This window comes from uncultured Sanguibacteroides sp., from assembly GCF_900543425.1.
Taxonomy (GTDB): domain Bacteria; phylum Bacteroidota; class Bacteroidia; order Bacteroidales; family Marinifilaceae; genus Gabonibacter.
Genome location: NZ_UQRQ01000026.1, coordinates 21,900 through 41,545, shown reverse-complemented (window position 1 = coordinate 41,545; position 19,646 = coordinate 21,900). Strand labels below are relative to the sequence as shown.

Below are 19,646 nucleotides of genomic sequence, written 5' to 3'. Positions count from 1 at the left end.
TTCCACCAATAATCTGGTGCGGAAGATGCACGCTTGCGAAACGATGGGTGCTACAACCGTTATTTGTACGGATAAAACGGGAACCCTGACCCAAAACCAGATGACCGTGTACAAAACCAACTTCTACGGTCTGAAAGATCAACAACTAGCTGATAACGAGAATTCTCGACTGATAAAAGAGGGTATTGCCGTGAATACAACTGCATTCCTCGACTTTTCCGATCCGGACAAAGTGAAAACCTTAGGCAACCCGACCGAGGTTGCCTTATTACTCTGGCTAAACGGACAACAAGCAAATTACCAAGAACTCCGGGAAAATGCCACGGTGATCGACCAGTTAACCTTTTCCACGGAACGGAAATACATGGCCACATTGGTTGACTCTCCCGTCATGGGAAAAAAGATTCTATACGTGAAAGGAGCTCCCGAAATCATCTTCGCTCAATGTAAGAACGCATTGATCGACGGGGAAGGGCAACCGATCGCCAATTACAAAACGACCGTGGAGAACCAATTGCTGGAATACCAAAATCAAGCCATGCGAACACTGGGTTTTGCTTACCAAGTCATCGAGGATAATGAATCGCATTTTAAAGACGGACGCTTATACAACACCGAATTAACCTTCCTTGGTATCGTAGCAATTTCTGACCCGATCCGCCCGGATGTACCGGACGCGGTAAAACGCTGTTTTGATGCCGGAATACAAGTAAAAATGGTGACGGGAGATACACCGGGTACGGCAAAAGAGATCGGAAGACAAATCGGTCTGTGGACAGAAAAAGATACCGATCGGAACGTGATCACTGGAGTTGAATTTGCACAATTAACCGATAAAGAGGCCTTGGATCGGGTACTGGATTTAAAAATCATGTCCCGAGCCGATGGACAAACAACGCCTCGTTCAATTGCTACAACAAAAACAAGTCATCGTGGCCGTTACCGGGGACGGGACGAACGACGCCCCCGCCTTGAATCATGCACACGTGGGTCTATCCATGGGTAGCGGAACCTCCGTGGCTAAAGAGGCCAGTGACATCACCTTGCTAGATGACTCATTCAGTAGTATAACCTCTGCCGTGATGTGGGGACGTTCTGTATATCAAAACATTCAACGATTTATCTTGTTCCAGCTTACCATTAACGTGGCAGCCTTGATTATTGTATTACTAGGCTCTTTGTTCGGCTCGGAACTTCCCATCACGGTAACACAGATGTTGTGGGTAAACCTCATCATGGACACGTTTGCTGCCGGGGCTTTAGCCTCACTCCCGCCTAGCCCGGAAGTGATGAAACGAAAACCGAGAAACTCGAATGCCTTTATCATCGTCCCTCAAATGCAGAGACTGATATTAGCCACCGGAATCACGTTCGTGGTTATCCTACTCGGCTTGTTATATGTACTCTCCAATTATGCCGGAGGTATTGAGGCCGGAACACCGGAAGGACTTCGTAACCTGACGATCTTCTTCACGGTATTCGTGATGTTACAGTTCTGGAACATGTTTAATGCAAAGACTTTCGGAACAAATGATTCCGCCTTTAAAAATATATTCAAAAGCGAAGGCTTCCTCACCGTGGGAATGGCAATTATCGTGGGACAGATACTCGTAGTCAACTTCGGTGGTTCCGTTTTCAGGACCATCCCGTTGACCTGGAGCGAATGGATCTGGATCACGCTTGCCACGTCTCTTGTACTTTGGGTGGGAGAAATATTCCGGGCGTTCAAACGAATGAAAAACAGAAAGTAGTGTAAAAATTATTGGGGATCATGAAAAGGAATAGCACAAACTACTGGATATATCTCGGCATGATGACCGTCTTCTGTGCTTTGATTTACTTTGCACTTTGCACGGGTCAACATATCGATCATTCAGAAGTCAGTAGTACGGTAAACACGGAAATGAGTTCATTTGAACTATTCAAACGAATCATTTCCGACAACCTGACAAACTCACTAACGATCTTGTTGTTACAAATCATCGTGATTTTGATCACCGTCCGTATTTTCTCATTCCTTTTCAAATACATCGGGCAACCCGGTGTTATGGGTGAAATCGTGGCCGGAATCGTCTTGGGACCTTCGTTGCTGGGATATTTCTTTCCGGAATTCTCTGCCGCACTATTCCCTCCTGAATCACTGATGAACTTGAACCTATTAAGCCAGATCGGGTTAGTTCTGTTTATGTTTGTCATCGGACTAGAGTTAGATTTCAGTGTCATAAAAGACAAACTAAACGAAACTCTGGTCATCAGTCATGCCGGAATCGTGGTTCCTTTTTTCCTGGGAGTGGTAGCTGCCATCTGGGTATACGCTGACTACGGGGCACAACAAGCGGAATTTTTACCTTTTGCCATGTTCATCGGGATCAGCATGAGTATCACGGCCTTCCCCGTGTTGGCCCGAATCGTGCAGGAACGTAACATGACAAAGAGCCCTGTCGGAATGTTATCCATAGCCTCGGCAGCCAATGATGACGTCACCGCATGGTGTTTACTGGCCATCGTAATCGCCTTAGCTAAAGCGGGTAGTTTCGTCAGCGCCCTCTACACCATTGCCTTAACGCTCGTCTATATCGCCTTCATGTTTATGGTCATGCGTCCGTTTCTGCGTAAAATCGGGGATATTTATGCCAACTCGGAAGTCATCAACAAGACCTTCGTGGGATTCATATTCTTGTTTCTGGTACTTTCGTCGGTAGCAACAGAAATCATTGGTATTCATGCCCTTTTTGGGGCATTTATCGCCGGGGTGGTTATGCCCACGAACATCGGGTTCCGTAAAGTCATGATGGAAAAGGTGGAAGACATTTCTTTGGTATTCTTTCTTCCCCTATTCTTTGCCTTTTCTGGATTACACACGGAAATCGGTTTGATTAACACGCCGGAGCTATGGGGTGTGTGCTTACTGTTCATCGTGGTAGCCATTGCCGGAAAGTTTGGGGGGTGTACGCTGGCTGCACGGGCTGTGGGCGAAAACTGGAAAGATAGTCTTATCGTCGGCACGCTAATGAACACACGGGGACTCATGCAACTCGTGGCCCTGAACATCGGGTTCGAGATGGGAATCCTTTCTGCCCAAATGTTCGTGGTATTATTGATCATGTCTTTATTGACCACGTTCATGGCAACCCCTATGTTGTCGCTCGTGGAAAAGATATTTGCCAAACAAGAGGAAAAAGCCCATCACCACGAGAAAGTGTTGCTCTCCTTTGGTCGTCCCGAAACCGGTAGAACCTTACTGGGTATGGCTGATCTTTTACTAGGACATCGGCTACAAAACAGTCAACTTATTGCCACGCACTTCACGTTGGGAACTGACTTAAATCCTGCCAAAGCGGAAGAATTTGCAGAAGAGAGTTTTATCCCCCTTCGGGAAGAGGCTCGCCATCTGAATTTACAGGTAGATGAACGTTATCAAGTAACCGACAAACTAATTCAGGAAATGGTTCACGTGGCCAAGAAAGAACACGTGGACTACCTGTTCGTCGGAGCAGGACAACAATTCATGCAGGACAATAGCACGGCCCCCGGAAAACTAGGTAAACGATTCACCACGATTTCCCGCTGGCTGAAACAATTAAAAGATCGCCCGTTACATTTACCGGGAACGCTACTCCGGCAAAAACTGGAATCTATCATGGATCACGTGGATTGTTCCGTGGGAATCTTCGTGAACAGAGGTTTCACGCAGGCTTCCCATATCTTACTTCTCGTTGATAGTGAAGACGACTTGTTTCTCTTCAATTACGCCAGAACCCGGTTGGGCGAACAAAGCATGACCATCCGAATTTGCTTTATCAACGAACAGGTGGATAAACAACTACAATCCAGAATCATGAATGATTTCGTTCAAATCGATTCAAACAAATTCGTACTGGACAAACCATTAACCATGAACACTTTTATTGAAAACAAAGAAACCTTATTAGTGATGAGTTATACCACTTGCGAAAAGCTGTCAAAAGATCAGGAACTTTTTGCAAAGTTACCCTCACTCCTAATTATAAGACCGAGACAATTAAAAGTTGAGAAAATTTAGAGTAATGTAGAATTTAAAATTTAGAATTCAGAATGGAAAAAACTACCCCCTCTGGCTCCCCCTTACACCGGTGAAGCAACGGACGCAAGAAGACGTTTCAATGTTACATTGTAGCGTTTCCTCCCCCTGTGCAAGGGGGAGTTAGAGGGGGTAGCTAAAGCGCTGACTTTGGGCGGCTGGAATCTAAAATCTAAAATTTAAAATTAATATATGGAATTTCTAATCATCATAGGACTTATCATTTTAAACGGGGTACTCGCCATGTCTGAAATAGCGATGGTCTCTGCCCGTAAATCCCGTCTTGAAACAGAAGCCAAAAGCGGGAACAAATCCGCACAAAGAGCATTAAAATTAGCAAATCAACCGGATCGATTCCTTTCGACCATACAGATTGGAATCACGTTAATCGGTATCCTTACCGGTCTTTATTCCGGGCAAGCCCTCGCTGGAGACTTGGCAGTATGGGTAGAAAAAATAGAGGTGTTACAACCTCACGCATTACTAATATCCAAAACGCTTATCGTAATCGTCGTGACTTATCTCACACTAATTTTCGGGGAACTCGTACCCAAACGCATAGGAATGGTCGCCGCGGAAAGAATGGCAAAACTAATTGCCGCCCCGATGGATATTCTTTCCCGTATAGCCTCACCTTTCGTGTGGTTACTCTCTGCCAGCACGTCATTCATGATGAGACTATTGGGATTGAACAAATCGGGAGAGAACAAAATCACGGAAGAGGAAATTAAAGCAATCATCCAAGAAAGTACCGCCGAAGGTGAGATTCAAGAAGTAGAACAAGACATCGTGGAACGGGTGTTTAATCTCGGAGACCGGGATCTCGGCTCCATCATGACACACCGGAGTGATCTCATCTGGCTGAACATACAAGATAGTAACGAGACTCTACGAGAAACGGTAAACGCACATCTTCACACTATTTACCCGGTGGCTGACACGAAATTGGATAATATCGTCGGGGTTGTTTTCCTGAAAGACCTTTTTGGAAGAATGGATACCCCGGATTTTAATCTAAAATCCATCGTTCGCCCACCTCAGTATTTTCCCCAGAATCAAAGCGTGTATAACGCCATGGAACATTTGAAACAGGGACATATAAAATATGGATTGGTCACGGATGAATTCGGAAGTATCGAAGGGATCGTGACGTTACAGGATATTCTAAAAGCCTTGATCGGAGACCTGCCGGAGCTTGGAGAAGAGCCGGACATCGTGCAACGGGAAGATGGTACTTATCTCGTGGACGGCCAATGTCCTTTCTATGATTTCTTGGCCTATTTCGATATGGAATGTCTTTATGCAAACCATTACTACAACACGTTAAGTGGACTGATCTTAAAGATTTTGGAACATATTCCCCAGACCGGAGAGAAATTGACCTGGTATAACTTCGAGTTTGAAATCGTGGATATGGATGCCGCTCGAATCGACAAAGTCCTTGTCAAAATAAACAAAGAGTAAGGGGTTTCCCTTACTCTTTATGATGACTACACTGGTGTTCTTCCCCTTCGTGATGATGATGGCAACCGATGCCGGAATCCAGGATAAACCCTTTTAAATAACCTTCCGCTATTTTCCGGACATCCCCTTTACAACCACGGAAAACTTTAATTCCTTGGTCACTTAATACCTTTAAAGCACCGTCACCCATGCTGCCGGCAAGCATCACGGTAACCCCTTTTTCTTTCAACACAGAAGCAATATTCGATTTACAACCGCATCCTTGTGGAGAAGGGAGTGTTTCAGTATTCGTGATATTTTTATCGTCATCTACCGTGAACAGCGTGTAATATGCGCAATGTCCAAAATGATCATCAACAACGTTTTCTCTTGTTGGTACTGCAATTTTCATGATTCAATTCCTTTCTTTTATATAAATAAATTCTCTGTTATCCTTTGAAATATTTATCCAAACAAAGGTACATGATTTTTTCAAAATCGCCTCGTATATCCATGACAATAAGGCAAAGTTCCTTTCCTAGTATAGTAATTCTGATGATAATCCTCTGCCACCCAAAATGTTGTAGCCGGAGCTAACCGGGTCACCACCGCATAGCCCTTCACTTTTAACTCCTGTATCAGCTTTTCAGCCACGGCCTTCTGTTCCGGACTATTATAGAATATTTCCGAACGATATTGTTCTCCGTAATCCGGTCCTTGGTGATCTTTTTGCGTGGGATCATGTATTTCGAAAAATAACTTTGCCAACGTCTCGTAATCGGTCTTCGATGTATCAAACAACACTCGTACCGCCTCCACGTGTCCCGTGTTTCCCTCACATACTTCCTCGTAAGACGGGTCCTCAACTTTCCCGCCAATGTATCCGGACTCAACGGCAAGCACCCCGGGAGCCTTTTTCATGTAATACTCCACACCCCAAAAACATCCCCCGGCAAAAATAGCCGTGTCTATTTTCAATTCTTCCGCGGGAACAAATTCCATCGAGATCGAATTCACACAATGACGGGTATTCTTCGGGGTAAAACCCTCCCCCATGAACACGTGCCCCAAGTGCGCCCCACAACGAGCGCAGACAATCTCTGTCCGCCTCCCGTCAGCATCCGGTACCCGTTTCACCGCTCCCGAAATCTCATCATCAAAACTCGGCCATCCGCACTGGGAATCAAACTTATCCTCTGAACGGTAAAGCGGAGTCCCGCATTGCTTGCAAACGTATGTCCCTTTTGCCTTAAAATCATAATATTTACCCGTGAAAGGTCTCTCCGTCCCTTTATGAATGATTACCTGTTTTTCATCCGCTGTTAACTCTTTCTTTTGTGCCATAATCATGTAGTTTACTAAAAACAACATCAAGAATAATATAATTGTTCTCATCATCGCTTTTTTATACTCTGAAACGTATTTCCCATCATTTGGTTATTTATTTTTAATGACAATATAACAACTTTTTGAATGCATTTCACATATAAAGAAATAAACTAAACTTAAAAAATATCAGAGAAATGACTACAACAAGTGCAACAACATCTACCGGCCCTAAAGGATTCAGATGGTTATATCTTATCCTGGGGATCGTGTTATTCGTTTTTGGTGTCGGTATTATCCGGCACCCGGTGGCTTCCTACTTCGGACTGGCCATGTATTTCAGTATCGTTATCATTGTTATCGGAATCAGTGAAATCATGAACGCTTTTGCAGGCGGTAACTCCCGGCATTGGGGATGGGGATTGTTCATCGGGTTACTTGACCTGATTATCGGTTTTATCCTATTGATCCACCCGATCATCACAGAAGACATACTTCCTTACATCGTCGGCTTTATTCTCATGTTCAAAAGCATTGATTACATTGCCGAATCATTACAGATGTCATCACTAAAAATCAGAGGCTGGGGATGGATATTCATCGCAGGAATCATCACCTTGTTCTTTTCCTTCATGATCGTTTTCTATCCCCTATTCGGAATATTTAACATCATCATCTGGACCGGTCTTAGCTTCCTCTTCGCCGGTATCTCTTCATTTGTATATGCCTTTGTAGGGAGAGGATAACAAACTAGAGGGTGTGTCAAAAGTCATTTTTCAAACTCCCTCCCCCCTTCGGGGTACTCCCTCTATAAACAGAGGGAGAGTTGAAATACTCCCTTTCTTTGGTAAGAGTCACCAACTCCTCCTCTGTTTATAGAGGAGGTGGCACGAAGTGACGGAGGAGTTTCTTGAGGATAAAATACCTTTTGACACACCCTCTAGTTGAAAAGATAAAAGTAGAAAATCAAAAGGCGTTGGCTTTGTACGGCTGGAATCTAAAATTTAAAATCTAAAATAGAATGAAGCTTTGGGATAAAGGATATGATATAGATGGTTTTACGGAATCATTTACAATAGGGAAAGACCGGGAGCTAGATGTTATGCTGGCGGGGGCCGATGTCATTGGGAATTTGGCTCACTTGAAAATGTTACATGCCGTGGGCTTGGTGAACGGGGAGGAATATAAATCTTTACAACGAGCATTGGTTGATATTTACGGGATGGTGGAAAGAGGCGAGTTCGTGATAGAAGAGGGAATTGAAGATGTACATTCTCAGATTGAGTTATTGTTGGTGCGGGAATGTGGGGATGCGGGGAAAAAGATTCACACGGGACGTTCTCGGAATGATCAGGTGTTACTTGATTTGAAATTATTTACCCGAGAGGCAATATTCGAGACGTTGGAACATATAGAACGTTTGTTTGATTTGTTGATACGGCGGGCAGAGGAGAATAAAGATGTGTTGATTCCCGGTTACACGCATTTGCAGGTGGCCATGCCTTCTTCTTTCGGCTTGTGGTTTGGTGCTTATGCCGAATCGCTTGCTGACGATTTGTTGGCGTTAAAGGCGGCTTACGATATGGTGAACACGAATCCTCTTGGTTCCGGGGCGGGTTATGGCTCGTCGATTGCTTTGAACCGGCAAATGACGACTGATTTGCTCGGATTTTCAAGTTTGGCTTATAACGTGGTTTACGCCCAAATGCAAAGAGGAAAGATGGAAAAGAACGTGTTATTCGGGTTGGCTGCCGTGGCGACGACTTTGGGACGTTTGGCTGCTGATGTTTGTCTTTTTGCTTGTAATAATTTCGGGTTTGTACATTTGCCGGATAAGTACACAACAGGGTCCAGTATCATGCCGCACAAGAAGAACCCGGATATATTCGAGTTAATCCGAGCGAAATGTAATCACTTGCAGTCGCTTCCCATGCAAATGGCTATGATCTGTACAAACCTGACTTCCGGGTATTTTCGGGATATGCAATTGACCAAGGAGTTGTTTTTACCCGCTTTTCAAGAGTTGAACGATTCCCTTTTTATGGCTCATCTCGTGTTTCAGGAAATGGAAGTGAAACGGGATGTTTTATGCGATTCCCGTTATGCCTATATTTTTTCCGTGGAGGATGTGAATGAACGAGTAATGGCCGGGATTCCATTCCGGGAGGCTTACCGGGAAATTGGTATGCAAATTCAAGAGGGGCATTACCGTGATGGGTTACGGGAGATTCATCATACACACGAGGGAAGCATGGGTAACCTTTGTCTGCCGGAGATTAAAGATAAATTCGAGCAAAGAGTATCTGGCTGGGATATTACTACGGTTCGTGAGGCGGTAGAAGACCTGTTGGGGAACAGGTAATCTACATTTTGGGAACAGGTTGTAGGGATTTTTTCCACACTTGTTCTACATCTTTCCACATACTTATTCTTTCAATGTTGTTGTGCAAGTAATTGATATACATAACTATGTTTCGCAATTACGATTTCTGTTCAGCGATGGCATACAATTCTCTATACTATAAGCAAATGGTTGAATGATTAAAATTGATTGGTTATGGGAATTTGTATATTTTTTATCGTAATAGCTATTTCGGGACTTTTGTTACCGCATTTCTTAGCAGAACCTGAAATGAAGTAGTGTGAACGTAATTATCTTTATGATAGACAATGATTAATATAAATACGACGGATATACGTCAATATCTGTTAGTAAGAGCGGGAGTTTTATTCGTGTAGTTGGAGGTTTGAAGAGATTTATTACATTTGTTTCTAGCAGGTATCTCTTTTTTAGAGGGTTACCTGCTTTCTTTTCCTAAATTCCGTTAAAAACTTTTTTGTTTAGTCGATTAAGGCTATTTTCGTGTTAGAAATAAATCGACTTATGGCAAAGATTTTAATCGTGGATGACGATACAACATTTTGTATCATGTTGAGAAAATGGTTGGAAAAACGTGGATTTGAGGTAGATACTGCTTTTTCCTACAAAGACGCTGTAAAACAATTGGATAAAGCAGGATTTGATCTCGTGTTGACGGATTTGCGTTTGCCGGATAAGGATGGGATCGATTTGCTCCGGGTGATCAAGGAAAAAACACCGGAAACACAGGTACTTCTAATGACGGGGTATGCCGATATACAGACTGCGGTTACAGCGATTAAACTGGGAGCTTTTGACTACGTGGCTAAGCCTGTTATCCCGGATGAGATTCTTAAAAAGTTACAGGAGGCTTTGAAGTTGGAGGCTGGTCCTGTTGCCAAGTCTATTCCTGCGAAAGCGAAAACGACGAGCTTTTCTTATATAAAAGGAGTGAGCGAGGGTGCCGACCGGCAATATGAATATATTCATCTGGTAGGGCCTACCACGATGACGGTTTTGATTAACGGGGAGAGTGGTACGGGTAAAGAGTATATCGCTCGCCTGATTCACTCGATGAGTAACCGGAAGGATGGGCCTTTCGTGGCGGTTGATTGCGGGGCGATACCGAAGGACCTTGCCGCAAGTGAGTTCTTCGGACATATTAAAGGTTCTTTCACGGGCGCTGTTACCGATAAACAGGGGTATTTCGTGACCGCATCGGGGGGTACAATTTTCTTGGATGAGATTGGTAATTTGCCTTATGACGTGCAAGTTCAGTTGTTGCGCGCACTCGAAGAGCGAAAGGTGCATCCGGTGGGTGGGAATGTTGATATTCCTTTTGATGTTCGTATTATTTCAGCCACGAATGAGAATCTCAAAGAGGCCGTCGCAAGTGGTCGTTTCCGGGAGGATTTGTATCATCGTTTGAATGAATTTTCCATTCAGGCATTGCCCCTTCGGGAGAGAAAAGAGGATATTCTGATTTTTGCCAATCATTTCTTGGATAAGGCGAACGAGGAGTTGGGGAAACAAGTGGCTGGGTTTGATGAGGAGGTTATGCGTATTTTTAGAACTTACTCGTGGCCGGGGAATTTACGGGAAATGCGTAATATCGTGAAACGGGCGACGTTGTTGTGTATGGGGAGTTTGATTTCTAAAACTTGTTTGCCCCCGGAGTTGGAGCAAAAACCCGTGGAGCCTGAAAAGACATCTACAACACGGCGAGAGATGGAAATTGAACTGATCAGGGATGCCATGCAGAAATGCCGGAATAACAAGAGCGAGGCTGCCCGTATGCTCCAGATAGACAGGAAAACATTGTATAATAAATTAAAAAGTTTCGGTCTGGAGGACTTATGAGATATTTTGAGAGATTATTGGCGTGTTTCTTTTTCCAGTAATTGGAGAACATCGTTTCCTTCTTGTAGGATCTTTTCAATATTCTCTCTTATTTTATTTTCCTCTGTATCCAATGGCATTTTTTCCAAGAAAAGCAATGAGGGAATGACATCGTTAATTGCTAGTTGCTTGAACATGGGTAGCATTTTGTGTGCTAACTTGGCAATCTGTTCCGTTTCATGTGATTCCAGATGTTGGGCCAATAGCTGAAAATTGGTCTTGCAATCCGATATAAAAGACCCGATAATTTGATTGGCGGCATCTTTATCGTTATCGGCAAAGACCATGATCATGTCTAAATTGTAAGGGGCGTTTTTATCGGAGGTTTGTGTTGTCGGTTGATTCATCTCTATTGCGCATCCTAATAGGTCGTTTACCCTGCTATAAAGTTGTTCCGGGGTATATGGTTTGTTTAGATAAGCTGAAAAGCCTGCTTCTTGATACTCCTTTTCGTGCATATCGTCACGGGCAGACAAAGCAATTACCGGAATGTTTTTTATTTGTTGGTTTGGGGATTCACGGATTTGTTGCACAAGTTCGAATCCGTCCATTTCCGGCATCTGGATGTCGGATAGAACAATATTATAATTCCCTTTTTCCAAACGGGATAGCGCCTCTTGAGGATGCGTACATGTATCACATTGAATGCCTGCTTTTCTGAGTAATTCTGTTGTGACGGTCAATTGAAGGATGTCATCATCGACGATAAAGGCTTTCATCCCTTCATGCATAACCGGGAGTGAAGAGGGTGTTTCTGTCGGTTGGGATTCCTGTGATGTGGCCTTTATCAACGGGAATTTAACCGTGAAGGTACTTCCCTCGCCTTTTTTACTTTCGAGGGTTAATTCACCATCAAGTAAATGGACGAGTTGTAATGTGATTGTTAAGCCAAGACCTGTACCTTCGGCCCCGTTGTTGTGCTGCGGGGTTAGGCGGGTGAATTCTTTAAATATCAATTCTTGTTCTTCTTTCGTCATTCCCGGTCCGGAGTCTTTGATTACAATGATAAACTGGTCGTCTTTTGTACCGGAAATAAAGGCGGATAAAGAAACTTTTCCTTCCCGGGTATATTTTATGGCGTTCGATAGGATGTTAACCACGATTTGGCGAACTTTCATGGAATCACCAAGGTAAAGTCCGTTTAGGACGTTGCTAATATCGCTTTTCAATTTCAGGTTCTTTTGTGCCGCTAAAGGGAGGAAACTATCCGCCGTCTCTTGTAACAGGCGTCCCGGGTTATATGGAACCGTGTTGATTTCCATTTTGTTGGATTCCAATTTGGAGAAATCAAGCATATTGTTGGCAAGATGCAGGATATGTTCGGCAGACCCCTTCATGTTTTTGAGAAAATAGTGCTGTCGCTCTTCCAGTTGGGTGTTATTTATTAGTTCAATGTACCCGATGATGGAGCTTAGAGGGGATTTTATGTCGTGAGTGACAGTTAGCATGAGTTTCTCCCGGTTATGTAGTAACCGTTCCGTGTATGTTTTTGCCGCTTCTAGTTCCCGCCTGTATCGTTGACTTTGCGTGATGTCATTGATAATAAGAACGACGAAAAAGACCACTAGTACGCAAGCGATGATTGCGATCCAGGATATAGTTCTGGTGAGATGATGCGTCGTGATTTGCTGTTGTTCTAAGCGTATCATCGTGTTTTCGAGTTCTTCTTTTTCAAGGTCTTTCAGTACTCGCTTGAGGCGTTCCGTGATGTGTTGACCACTCTGGATAACGATATCCTCTCGCCGGGAGACTTCCGCATCGATCTCTTCTTTTTGCTGCTGGTACTGGCTCCATGAATCCCGAATTACGTTCATTAATGTGTCCGTGTTGTTATTTGTTGTGACCATACTGAGCGTGTCAACGATGCGATGGAGGGTCGTATCGACTTTTAGGATGGAATCTCTTTTTGTTCGGAATAATCCTTTTCTTTCCCGGATGATATAGTTACTGTCAATAACGGTAATAATCTTTTCCCGGAGATCGGGGATGACATCTGCCGAATCTTTGAGCGTACCTATTTTTTCAATTGTTTTGTTATAGAAATCTTCGGGTATATAGTATTTTTTGACGTAATACAGGTCTTTCAAATTCTCGATACGTTTGCCTAAAAGCGTATTTATCGTGTCTATTCGCAGGTTCTGTTCTGAGCTTATGGATAGATTTTTCAAGGTATCCATATTATCCTTGATGTCCTCTATCAATTTCATATACGTGTCAAAATTCTTCTGTGTCCCCGTTTGGGAAAAAGCGATTCCGGTATTTTCTGCCTCGTATAGTTTGGTGAGCGTGTTACTTATGATGAATAGTTTTTGTTGCATGACGATTTCATCATTCCCTTTTTGGGTTAAGGCAATAGTTTGTTTGTAGATAAAGACAATTGCAATTGCTCCTAACAAGAGAATTAGGATATATCCCGTGATGAGTTTGAGCTTGGTAAATTTGAAAGGTCTTTGCATAGCGAACAGATTTATAGCAAATGTATAAAAAAATAGTCAACCAATTAATAAGGTTGACTATTTTAGACGTGCCGATGTACTACTCTTTAAAGTTCGTTTTTGTAAAATGAATAAGTCTCTTCTATAATTTCTGGTGTTGCGGCATCCAATTGATATAAAATCTCCCGGCAAAATTCCAAAGGAGCATTACCGTTAGCCGTTACGATGTTATTGTCTCTTACGGCTTGATCGTTTATGTAATTAGCTTCACCCGTGTACTGGGTACCCGCATATTGTTTGAGGTAATCCAGTGTGTTACTTGTATGTTTCACATGGTTGAGGAAGCCATGCATTCCTAGATACACGGAGGCATTGCAGATTCCGGCAACCAGTTTGTTTTCTGCGATTGCTTTCTTCACTAATGATGCGATGGGGTTCGCCTCGGGCAAAAACCAGTTCATACCGCCGATGAGTATAAGTCCTGCATAGTCATTCGGCAGGTCATTAATATCGTAATCCGGCAATACCCTGAACCCGCCTATCGAGCTGATGGGATCTTTGGATAGAGATAACGTTTTCACCTTGTATTTAATCGGACATCCCGGTTTGACCCCCATATTTAGACAGGTGGAGATATAAGCACCTTCCCAGTCTGCAAAATTGTTTAGCAGTACAAAAATCACTTCTTTTTTATCCATTCTTTTAATATTTGGTTTATTCTATTTGCCAGATCGAAATCTAATATCATCTGTATTCTTTCTACAAATATAGGGAAAAACAAGAGTAGTTCGTTATTTGGATGCAGATTGGGGCATGGCAAAAAAGAACCCTCTATAACATTTTATGTTTTAGAGGGTTGTGTAGTAAAGTGGTGATCCCCACGGGACTCGAACCCATATCAAAGGAACCGGAATCCTTCATTCTATCCATTGAACTAGGGGACCATATTATCCGATTGCAAAGCTAATCAAATTTTTAAAAAAAGGGAGCAAATTGCTCCCTTTTTTAATGTATAATAGATAAACTATTTTACTTTTTTACGAGTAGCGTAGCTTATACGTAAAGAATTTGCTTTACGCAATTCTTGTTTTACGTCGGTTACGATACCCATTTTCGTAAACTGATCAACTTTTAAGTTATTCGTGATCATATTCCGTTCTTCCTCTTTACGAGTTTCTTGTTCAGCAGCAACGAAACTACTGATTTCATTTACGTTTGCCAGCTTATCATTCAACTGAATACGAGGTTCACTTCCGTAAGTAGCCACGTACTGGTCTTTCGGTTTTCCGATAAAGATGTTACTTACTAAAGATTTTTTCTCTAGTTTGCTAATCTCTTTTGCTTCGGGCATACCGTTATCAACCATCACGAGAACTTCTCGCATCGTGGTACTAACCATGAAGAAGAATAATAGCATGAACACGATGTCCGGTAGAGACGCTGTTGAAATAGCAGGAGTCTCTTTTCCGCCTTCTTTTCTAAATTTAGCCATTACTTCTTTCCTCCTTTCCCGATGTTTTTAGGTTCGGCCTCGGATATTGCGGTCGGAACAAGTTTTCTCACGGCGTCCATTTGTTCTTCCGTAAGTTCACTATATTTCTTACCCCATTTTTCCATGGCTTTTATATCCCTAATTTCATTATATGCTGCTGTCAATTCATCTTGAACGGCAATATACATTTTGTATGAGGTCCCCCGGTCACTTTGTAGAGAGATAATTCCTCTTGAAACTTCAGCTTGACCAAAGAAAGGAATTTCCTTAACAACTTTACTCGGTAAATCTTCTCTATTTTGCGGGTTCAAAATAAACTCTTTAGCCTTTTCCTTCAGGTTCTCAATTTGCATCAGTTCCCCGTTCACGGCCAACAAATCGTTCTTATTTACCAAAACTTGTAAGATATTACGTTTGGCAACAGGAGGTGCGATAACTTGATCTGGTGGCGGCATGGGCGGTAACCGTCTGAATAATCCCGAATCCACATCCATTGTTGTTGTCATCAAGAAGAATGTCAACAGCAAAAAGGCGATATCCGCAGTGGAAGAGGCATTAATCTCTGGTGTTTTTTTTCTTGCCATAATCTCTTTTTTATTCTTCAGGAAAATTATCTAACGCGTCTAATAATTTCTGTTACAACAATAGCACCGATAGCTCCTATACCTAAGAAATAGGTTGTGATTAGGATGGTATCCGTGAATTTTAAAGTTCCCGGAACGTTATCTGAACCGCTGTATCCCGGAATGTTCATGATTGTTCCGTCAGACATAGAGTAAGCGATTAACACAAGAACGATGATTCCTGCGAGAGCAATAAAGCTCTTCATTGCTTCTTTAGGTCTGGTGAATAATCTGGCAATCGGGAATACTAACGCCGCAACAATAGCAACGCCAAACAGTAGATATGACCACCATAGTAGTTGTTCCGTGTATACCGGGGTAACATATTGTGAATTTGGAAGTTCACCTCCAAAATAGAATAACCCCAGCAACACGACCGTAATGACGAACATTACGATGGTCACAATATTTAATATTTTGTTTATTTTCTGCATGGTTTAGTGTTTTTGATTGTATTTGACAAGAATGTCTAATAAAGTTACGGAAGCATCTTCCATGTCATTCACGATTCCCTCGATTTTTGCAACACAGTAGTTGTAGAACACTTGAAGAATCATGGCAACGATCAAACCGGCTACGGTCGTAATCAATGCAACTTTGATACCTCCGGCAACCAAAGACGGTTGAATATCACCTGCAGCCTGAATCTTATCGAAGGCGTCGATCATACCGATTACAGTTCCCAAGAACCCTAACATCGGAGCCAATGCGATAAACAAGGCGATCCAGGACATTCCTTTTTCCAATAATCCCATTTGAACTGATCCGTAAGATACAACTGATTTCTCAACCATATCTATACCTTGGTCGTAACGGGAAAGCCCTTGATAGAAAATACTTGCGATAGGGCCTCTTGTTGTTCTGCAAACTTCTTTAGCAGCCTCAACTCCTCCGTTTTCCAGCGCATCCTCTACTTTGTCTATTAATTTTTTAGAGTTAGTAGAAGCCAAGTTCAAATAAATAACTCTCTCGATAGAAATTGCCAAACCAAAGATTAGAGCCAAGATAACGAAGCTCATGAATGCCGCTCCACCTTCGATGAATTTTTGTTTTACTACAGCATGGAATGAAGAACTCTCTATATTTTCTTCGTCATCCATGGATAGGGTCGGTGTGCTTGTTGCAGGTTCTTCTGTTTCCGTGGTTTGGATATCGACACTTACTGTCTCATTTTCCTGTGCCATTAGCATAGATGATGCTCCAATAGTAAGCATTCCAAAAACTGCTATTAGTGCAAATAATTTTCTCATGATCTATTTAACTGATTTTTAGTTTATAAATAATTAAAATTTAACTCTATATTTTGTTTTCTTCTCACTTTGTTTACTTGTACTTGGTTTCCACCACAAATTAGAGCGGCAAGGTATAAAAAAAATGTTAAAACCCAATGCGTTTTGGGGATATTTCTCCCTTAAGCGTGTTATTTAAACATTTTTTTATTTCGTTAGGGTCTTTATATTTGCCTAACACGTACATCATCTTGGTTACCGCTGCTTCTGTCGTGATGTCATAACCACTTATTACTCCGCAATTTAATAACTCTCTACTGGTTTCGTATTTTCCCATTTCCACGCTTCCTCCTTGACATTGAGTCACGTTATAAACATATATTCCCCGGTGTAATATTTCCTCTATTTTGTTAAGAAAAACTTTATTTGTAGGAGCGTTTCCGGAACCATAGCTCTCTAAAATGAGGCCTTTTAATCCGGGGATATTCATAATGGCATCCATGATCTCGGGGCGCATGCCCGGAAATATTTTGAGGATAGCGATATTCGTATCTACATCACAAAAAGCGGAAACGGTTTCCGTGCGGGGAGTGTAATCGATTGCACCGTAATTGTAATGTATATGAATCCCGATTTTTGCCAAAGGGGGATAATTGAACGATTGGAAGGCATCGAAGCTCTCTGCATTGATTTTCGTGGTGCGATTCCCCCGGAACAATTTATCTCCGAATAACACGGATACTTCAGGAACAATCGCTTTACCCTCGTCGTATGCCGCGGCAATTTCCACGGCGGCAATCAGGTTCTCTTTTCCGTCCGTTCTGATTTTTCCAATGGGCAGTTGTGAACCGGTAAAAACTACCGGTTTATCTAAGTTGTTCAGCATAAAACTCAGGGCAGAGGCAGAATAGGCCATCGTATCGGTTCCGTGCAGAATAACGAATCCCCGGTATTTATCGTAATTTGTCAGGATAATCTGACATAATTCTTTCCATAGTTCGGGTTGAAGATCGGACGAGTCGATGATCTCGGGTAAGGTATAGCTGTCGATCAGAAAACCGAACTCTTTGATCTCCGGAACTTCTGATGCGATCTGGTCGAAATTAAACGGACATAATGCTCCGGTTTCAGGATCATTTACCATACCGATGGTTCCCCCGGTGTATATGATTAATACTGGTTTTTCCATAAACGTGGTTTTGGACTTTAAACAGGAATAACTTTATTCGCACCTTTCACTATGCAAATTAAATAAATTAGTCGCATTGTTTGTCGTAGTTGTCTCTATTTTTTTTACTTCAACCCCTAATATTTCAGCAATTTTAGCGGCTATATACGGAATATAACTACTTTCATTTCTTTTTCCCCGGAAGGGAACCGGAGTAAGATAAGGTGCATCCGTTTCCAAGACAAGGTGATCTGCTCCTACTTCCCTTACCACCTCGGCCATAAGCGATTTTTTATAGGTAACAACACCCCCGATGCCCAATAGGAATCCGAGATCGATGGCTCGTTTGGCATCTTCCGTGTTGCCGGGAAAGCAATGAAGGATTCCTTTCATGTTGTAATGTTGACGTTTTAGCACGGCAAAGATTTCATCAAGAGATTCACGAGAGTGAATAATGATCGGCAGATTCGTTTCTCGGGCGACATTCAATTGTCTTTCGAATACCTCTATTTGCTCTTTATAGTAAGTTTTATCCCAGTAGAGATCGATTCCACACTCCCCGATACCGTAAATCGTGTACTTCCCGAGAAGTTTCTCAAAGGCCGCGTACTCCTCTTTATAGGAAGCATGAACGGAAGTGGGATGCACCCCGAGCAAGGGGAGCATTACGTGTGGGTGTTGTTCCGCGAGAGTCAACATGGAGGAACGAGTGGTCCGGTCGATGTCCGGCAGTATAATATACTTCACGTCGGCGGCCAGCGCTCTTTCCACGACTTGCTCCCGGTCTTCTTCGAATTCTTCGGCGTAGATATGAGAATGTGTATCTATAAACATATGGAATTTATTTGCTGTTTAGTCAGAAACAAAGATAATGAATCATCGGGGGAATCTCAATATTTAAAGAAAATTTGGATTTCGTTTGATTTTTGCTAATTTTGACCCAATTCTTCCGGCATAATTATGAATATTGTGATAGATAGGATACAACAAGGCAATGAACTTGCTTTTAAAGAACTGTTTGATGAATTCTATCAAGCCTTGTGTGCGTTTGCAACAACTTACCTGAAGGATGATGTATTGGCTGCCGATATCGTGCAGGAGGTTTTTGTTAAATATTGGGATCGTCGTAATGATTTCGATAATCTTTTTAAGGTCAAATCTTTTCTTTATACCGTTGTCCGTAATGATTGTTTGAATACAATTCGAGATAAGAAGGGAAAAAGAGAGGATATTTCGGTTATTGAATCGGATATTTTCTATGTCGATAATTTAGTGGAAGAAGAGGCTTATCGTATTTTTTATAACGCGGTAGAAGCTTTGCCGCTCCAGACCCGGGAAGTTATTCAATTAGCTTTAGACGGATTGAAAAATGCAGAGATCGCAGAACATATGGGAATAGCGGAAAGTTCCGTGCATACCTTGAAGAAGCTTGCTTATAAAAAATTGAAAGTGACGTTGAAAGACTATTATTATCTCGTGTTTATTTTCTTACCCTAATTTTTTCTTTGAATATAATTGTTTGTTTATAAGCATATTGTCGCTTCGTATCAAAAAAATAAGTAAAAAAGTCTGTTTTTCGTTCCCCATAAAAACGGGTTTTTGTGTTATATAA

General features: G+C 42.3%; 16 protein-coding genes, 1 tRNA gene and 1 pseudogene. 7 read left to right on the top strand and 11 right to left on the bottom strand.

What is annotated here, in order from left to right; all coding sequences use genetic code 11:
* From QZR76_RS12160 to QZR76_RS12150, 3 genes and pseudogenes are all read left to right on the top strand, one after another.
* Nucleotides 1-1,751 (top strand): annotated as a pseudogene (locus QZR76_RS12160) (cation-translocating P-type ATPase); the annotation flags it as partial.
* Nucleotides 1,752-1,771: 20 nt separating this feature from the next.
* Nucleotides 1,772-4,042: a cation:proton antiporter gene (locus QZR76_RS12155; RefSeq protein ID WP_027201058.1), complete on the top strand. Its 2,271-nt coding sequence runs from the start codon at nucleotides 1,772-1,774 to the stop codon at nucleotides 4,040-4,042.
* 210 nt (nucleotides 4,043-4,252) lie between these two features.
* The gene (locus QZR76_RS12150; RefSeq protein ID WP_027201057.1) at nucleotides 4,253-5,524 is read left to right on the top strand and encodes a hemolysin family protein; all 1,272 of its coding nucleotides are present in this window, start codon (nucleotides 4,253-4,255) and stop codon (nucleotides 5,522-5,524) included.
* Between the two features lie 10 nt (nucleotides 5,525-5,534).
* On the opposite strand, the gene QZR76_RS12145 is transcribed toward QZR76_RS12150, so the two are convergent.
* Both QZR76_RS12145 and QZR76_RS12140 read right to left on the bottom strand, forming a co-directional pair.
* Nucleotides 5,535-5,915 (bottom strand): NifB/NifX family molybdenum-iron cluster-binding protein, encoded by a 381-nt coding sequence (locus QZR76_RS12145; RefSeq protein WP_118258304.1) that lies wholly within the window; start codon nucleotides 5,913-5,915, stop codon nucleotides 5,535-5,537.
* Nucleotides 5,916-5,995: 80 nt separating this feature from the next.
* Complete coding sequence (locus QZR76_RS12140; RefSeq protein WP_118258305.1) at nucleotides 5,996-6,898, bottom strand: bifunctional methionine sulfoxide reductase B/A protein; 903 nt, start codon at nucleotides 6,896-6,898, stop codon at nucleotides 5,996-5,998.
* A gap of 128 nt (nucleotides 6,899-7,026) precedes the next feature.
* Here QZR76_RS12140 and QZR76_RS12135 point away from each other — a divergent pair, with 128 nt between their 5' ends.
* The 3 genes from QZR76_RS12135 to QZR76_RS12125 all read left to right on the top strand — a co-directional run bounded on the left by QZR76_RS12135 (nucleotide 7,027) and on the right by QZR76_RS12125 (nucleotide 11,048).
* On the top strand, nucleotides 7,027-7,575 hold the full coding sequence (locus QZR76_RS12135) for a DUF308 domain-containing protein (protein WP_118258306.1): 549 nt from the start codon (nucleotides 7,027-7,029) through the stop codon (nucleotides 7,573-7,575).
* A gap of 275 nt (nucleotides 7,576-7,850) precedes the next feature.
* Nucleotides 7,851-9,191: an argininosuccinate lyase gene (gene argH / locus QZR76_RS12130; protein WP_294143082.1), complete on the top strand. Its 1,341-nt coding sequence runs from the start codon at nucleotides 7,851-7,853 to the stop codon at nucleotides 9,189-9,191.
* Between the two features lie 522 nt (nucleotides 9,192-9,713).
* Nucleotides 9,714-11,048, top strand: coding sequence for a sigma-54 dependent transcriptional regulator (locus QZR76_RS12125; RefSeq protein WP_270429442.1), 1,335 nt, complete (start codon nucleotides 9,714-9,716; stop codon nucleotides 11,046-11,048).
* Nucleotides 11,049-11,062: 14 nt separating this feature from the next.
* On the opposite strand, the gene QZR76_RS12120 is transcribed toward QZR76_RS12125, so the two are convergent.
* From QZR76_RS12120 to QZR76_RS12080, 9 genes are all read right to left on the bottom strand, one after another.
* On the bottom strand, nucleotides 11,063-13,543 hold the full coding sequence (locus QZR76_RS12120; protein ID WP_117775029.1) for an ATP-binding protein: 2,481 nt from the start codon (nucleotides 13,541-13,543) through the stop codon (nucleotides 11,063-11,065).
* A gap of 86 nt (nucleotides 13,544-13,629) precedes the next feature.
* Complete coding sequence (locus QZR76_RS12115) at nucleotides 13,630-14,220, bottom strand: type 1 glutamine amidotransferase family protein (protein ID WP_034502005.1); 591 nt, start codon at nucleotides 14,218-14,220, stop codon at nucleotides 13,630-13,632.
* Nucleotides 14,221-14,391: 171 nt separating this feature from the next.
* Nucleotides 14,392-14,466, bottom strand: a tRNA-Arg gene (locus QZR76_RS12110).
* An 80-nt stretch (nucleotides 14,467-14,546) separates the two neighbouring features.
* Nucleotides 14,547-15,014 carry a biopolymer transporter ExbD gene (locus tag QZR76_RS12105; protein WP_027200553.1) on the bottom strand — a complete coding sequence of 156 codons (468 nt, stop codon included), beginning with the start codon at nucleotides 15,012-15,014 and terminating at the stop codon, nucleotides 14,547-14,549.
* Nucleotides 15,014-15,598 carry a biopolymer transporter ExbD gene (locus QZR76_RS12100; protein WP_027200552.1) on the bottom strand — a complete coding sequence of 195 codons (585 nt, stop codon included), beginning with the start codon at nucleotides 15,596-15,598 and terminating at the stop codon, nucleotides 15,014-15,016. The genes QZR76_RS12105 and QZR76_RS12100 overlap by 1 nt, the downstream gene beginning before the upstream one ends.
* A 26-nt stretch (nucleotides 15,599-15,624) precedes the next feature.
* On the bottom strand, nucleotides 15,625-16,071 hold the full coding sequence (locus QZR76_RS12095; RefSeq protein ID WP_117721796.1) for a hypothetical protein: 447 nt from the start codon (nucleotides 16,069-16,071) through the stop codon (nucleotides 15,625-15,627).
* Between the two features lie 3 nt (nucleotides 16,072-16,074).
* A complete protein-coding gene (locus QZR76_RS12090; RefSeq protein ID WP_294143081.1) occupies nucleotides 16,075-16,887 on the bottom strand; it encodes a MotA/TolQ/ExbB proton channel family protein in 813 nt (270 codons plus the stop codon).
* A gap of 127 nt (nucleotides 16,888-17,014) precedes the next feature.
* Nucleotides 17,015-18,055: an asparaginase gene (locus QZR76_RS12085; protein ID WP_294143080.1), complete on the bottom strand. Its 1,041-nt coding sequence runs from the start codon at nucleotides 18,053-18,055 to the stop codon at nucleotides 17,015-17,017.
* 33 nt (nucleotides 18,056-18,088) lie between these two features.
* Complete coding sequence (locus QZR76_RS12080) at nucleotides 18,089-18,868, bottom strand: TatD family hydrolase (RefSeq protein ID WP_294143079.1); 780 nt, start codon at nucleotides 18,866-18,868, stop codon at nucleotides 18,089-18,091.
* A gap of 126 nt (nucleotides 18,869-18,994) precedes the next feature.
* On the opposite strand from QZR76_RS12080, the gene QZR76_RS12075 reads away from it, so the two are divergent.
* On the top strand, nucleotides 18,995-19,531 hold the full coding sequence (locus QZR76_RS12075; RefSeq protein WP_294143078.1) for an RNA polymerase sigma-70 factor: 537 nt from the start codon (nucleotides 18,995-18,997) through the stop codon (nucleotides 19,529-19,531).
* Nucleotides 19,532-19,646 lie beyond the last annotated feature (115 nt).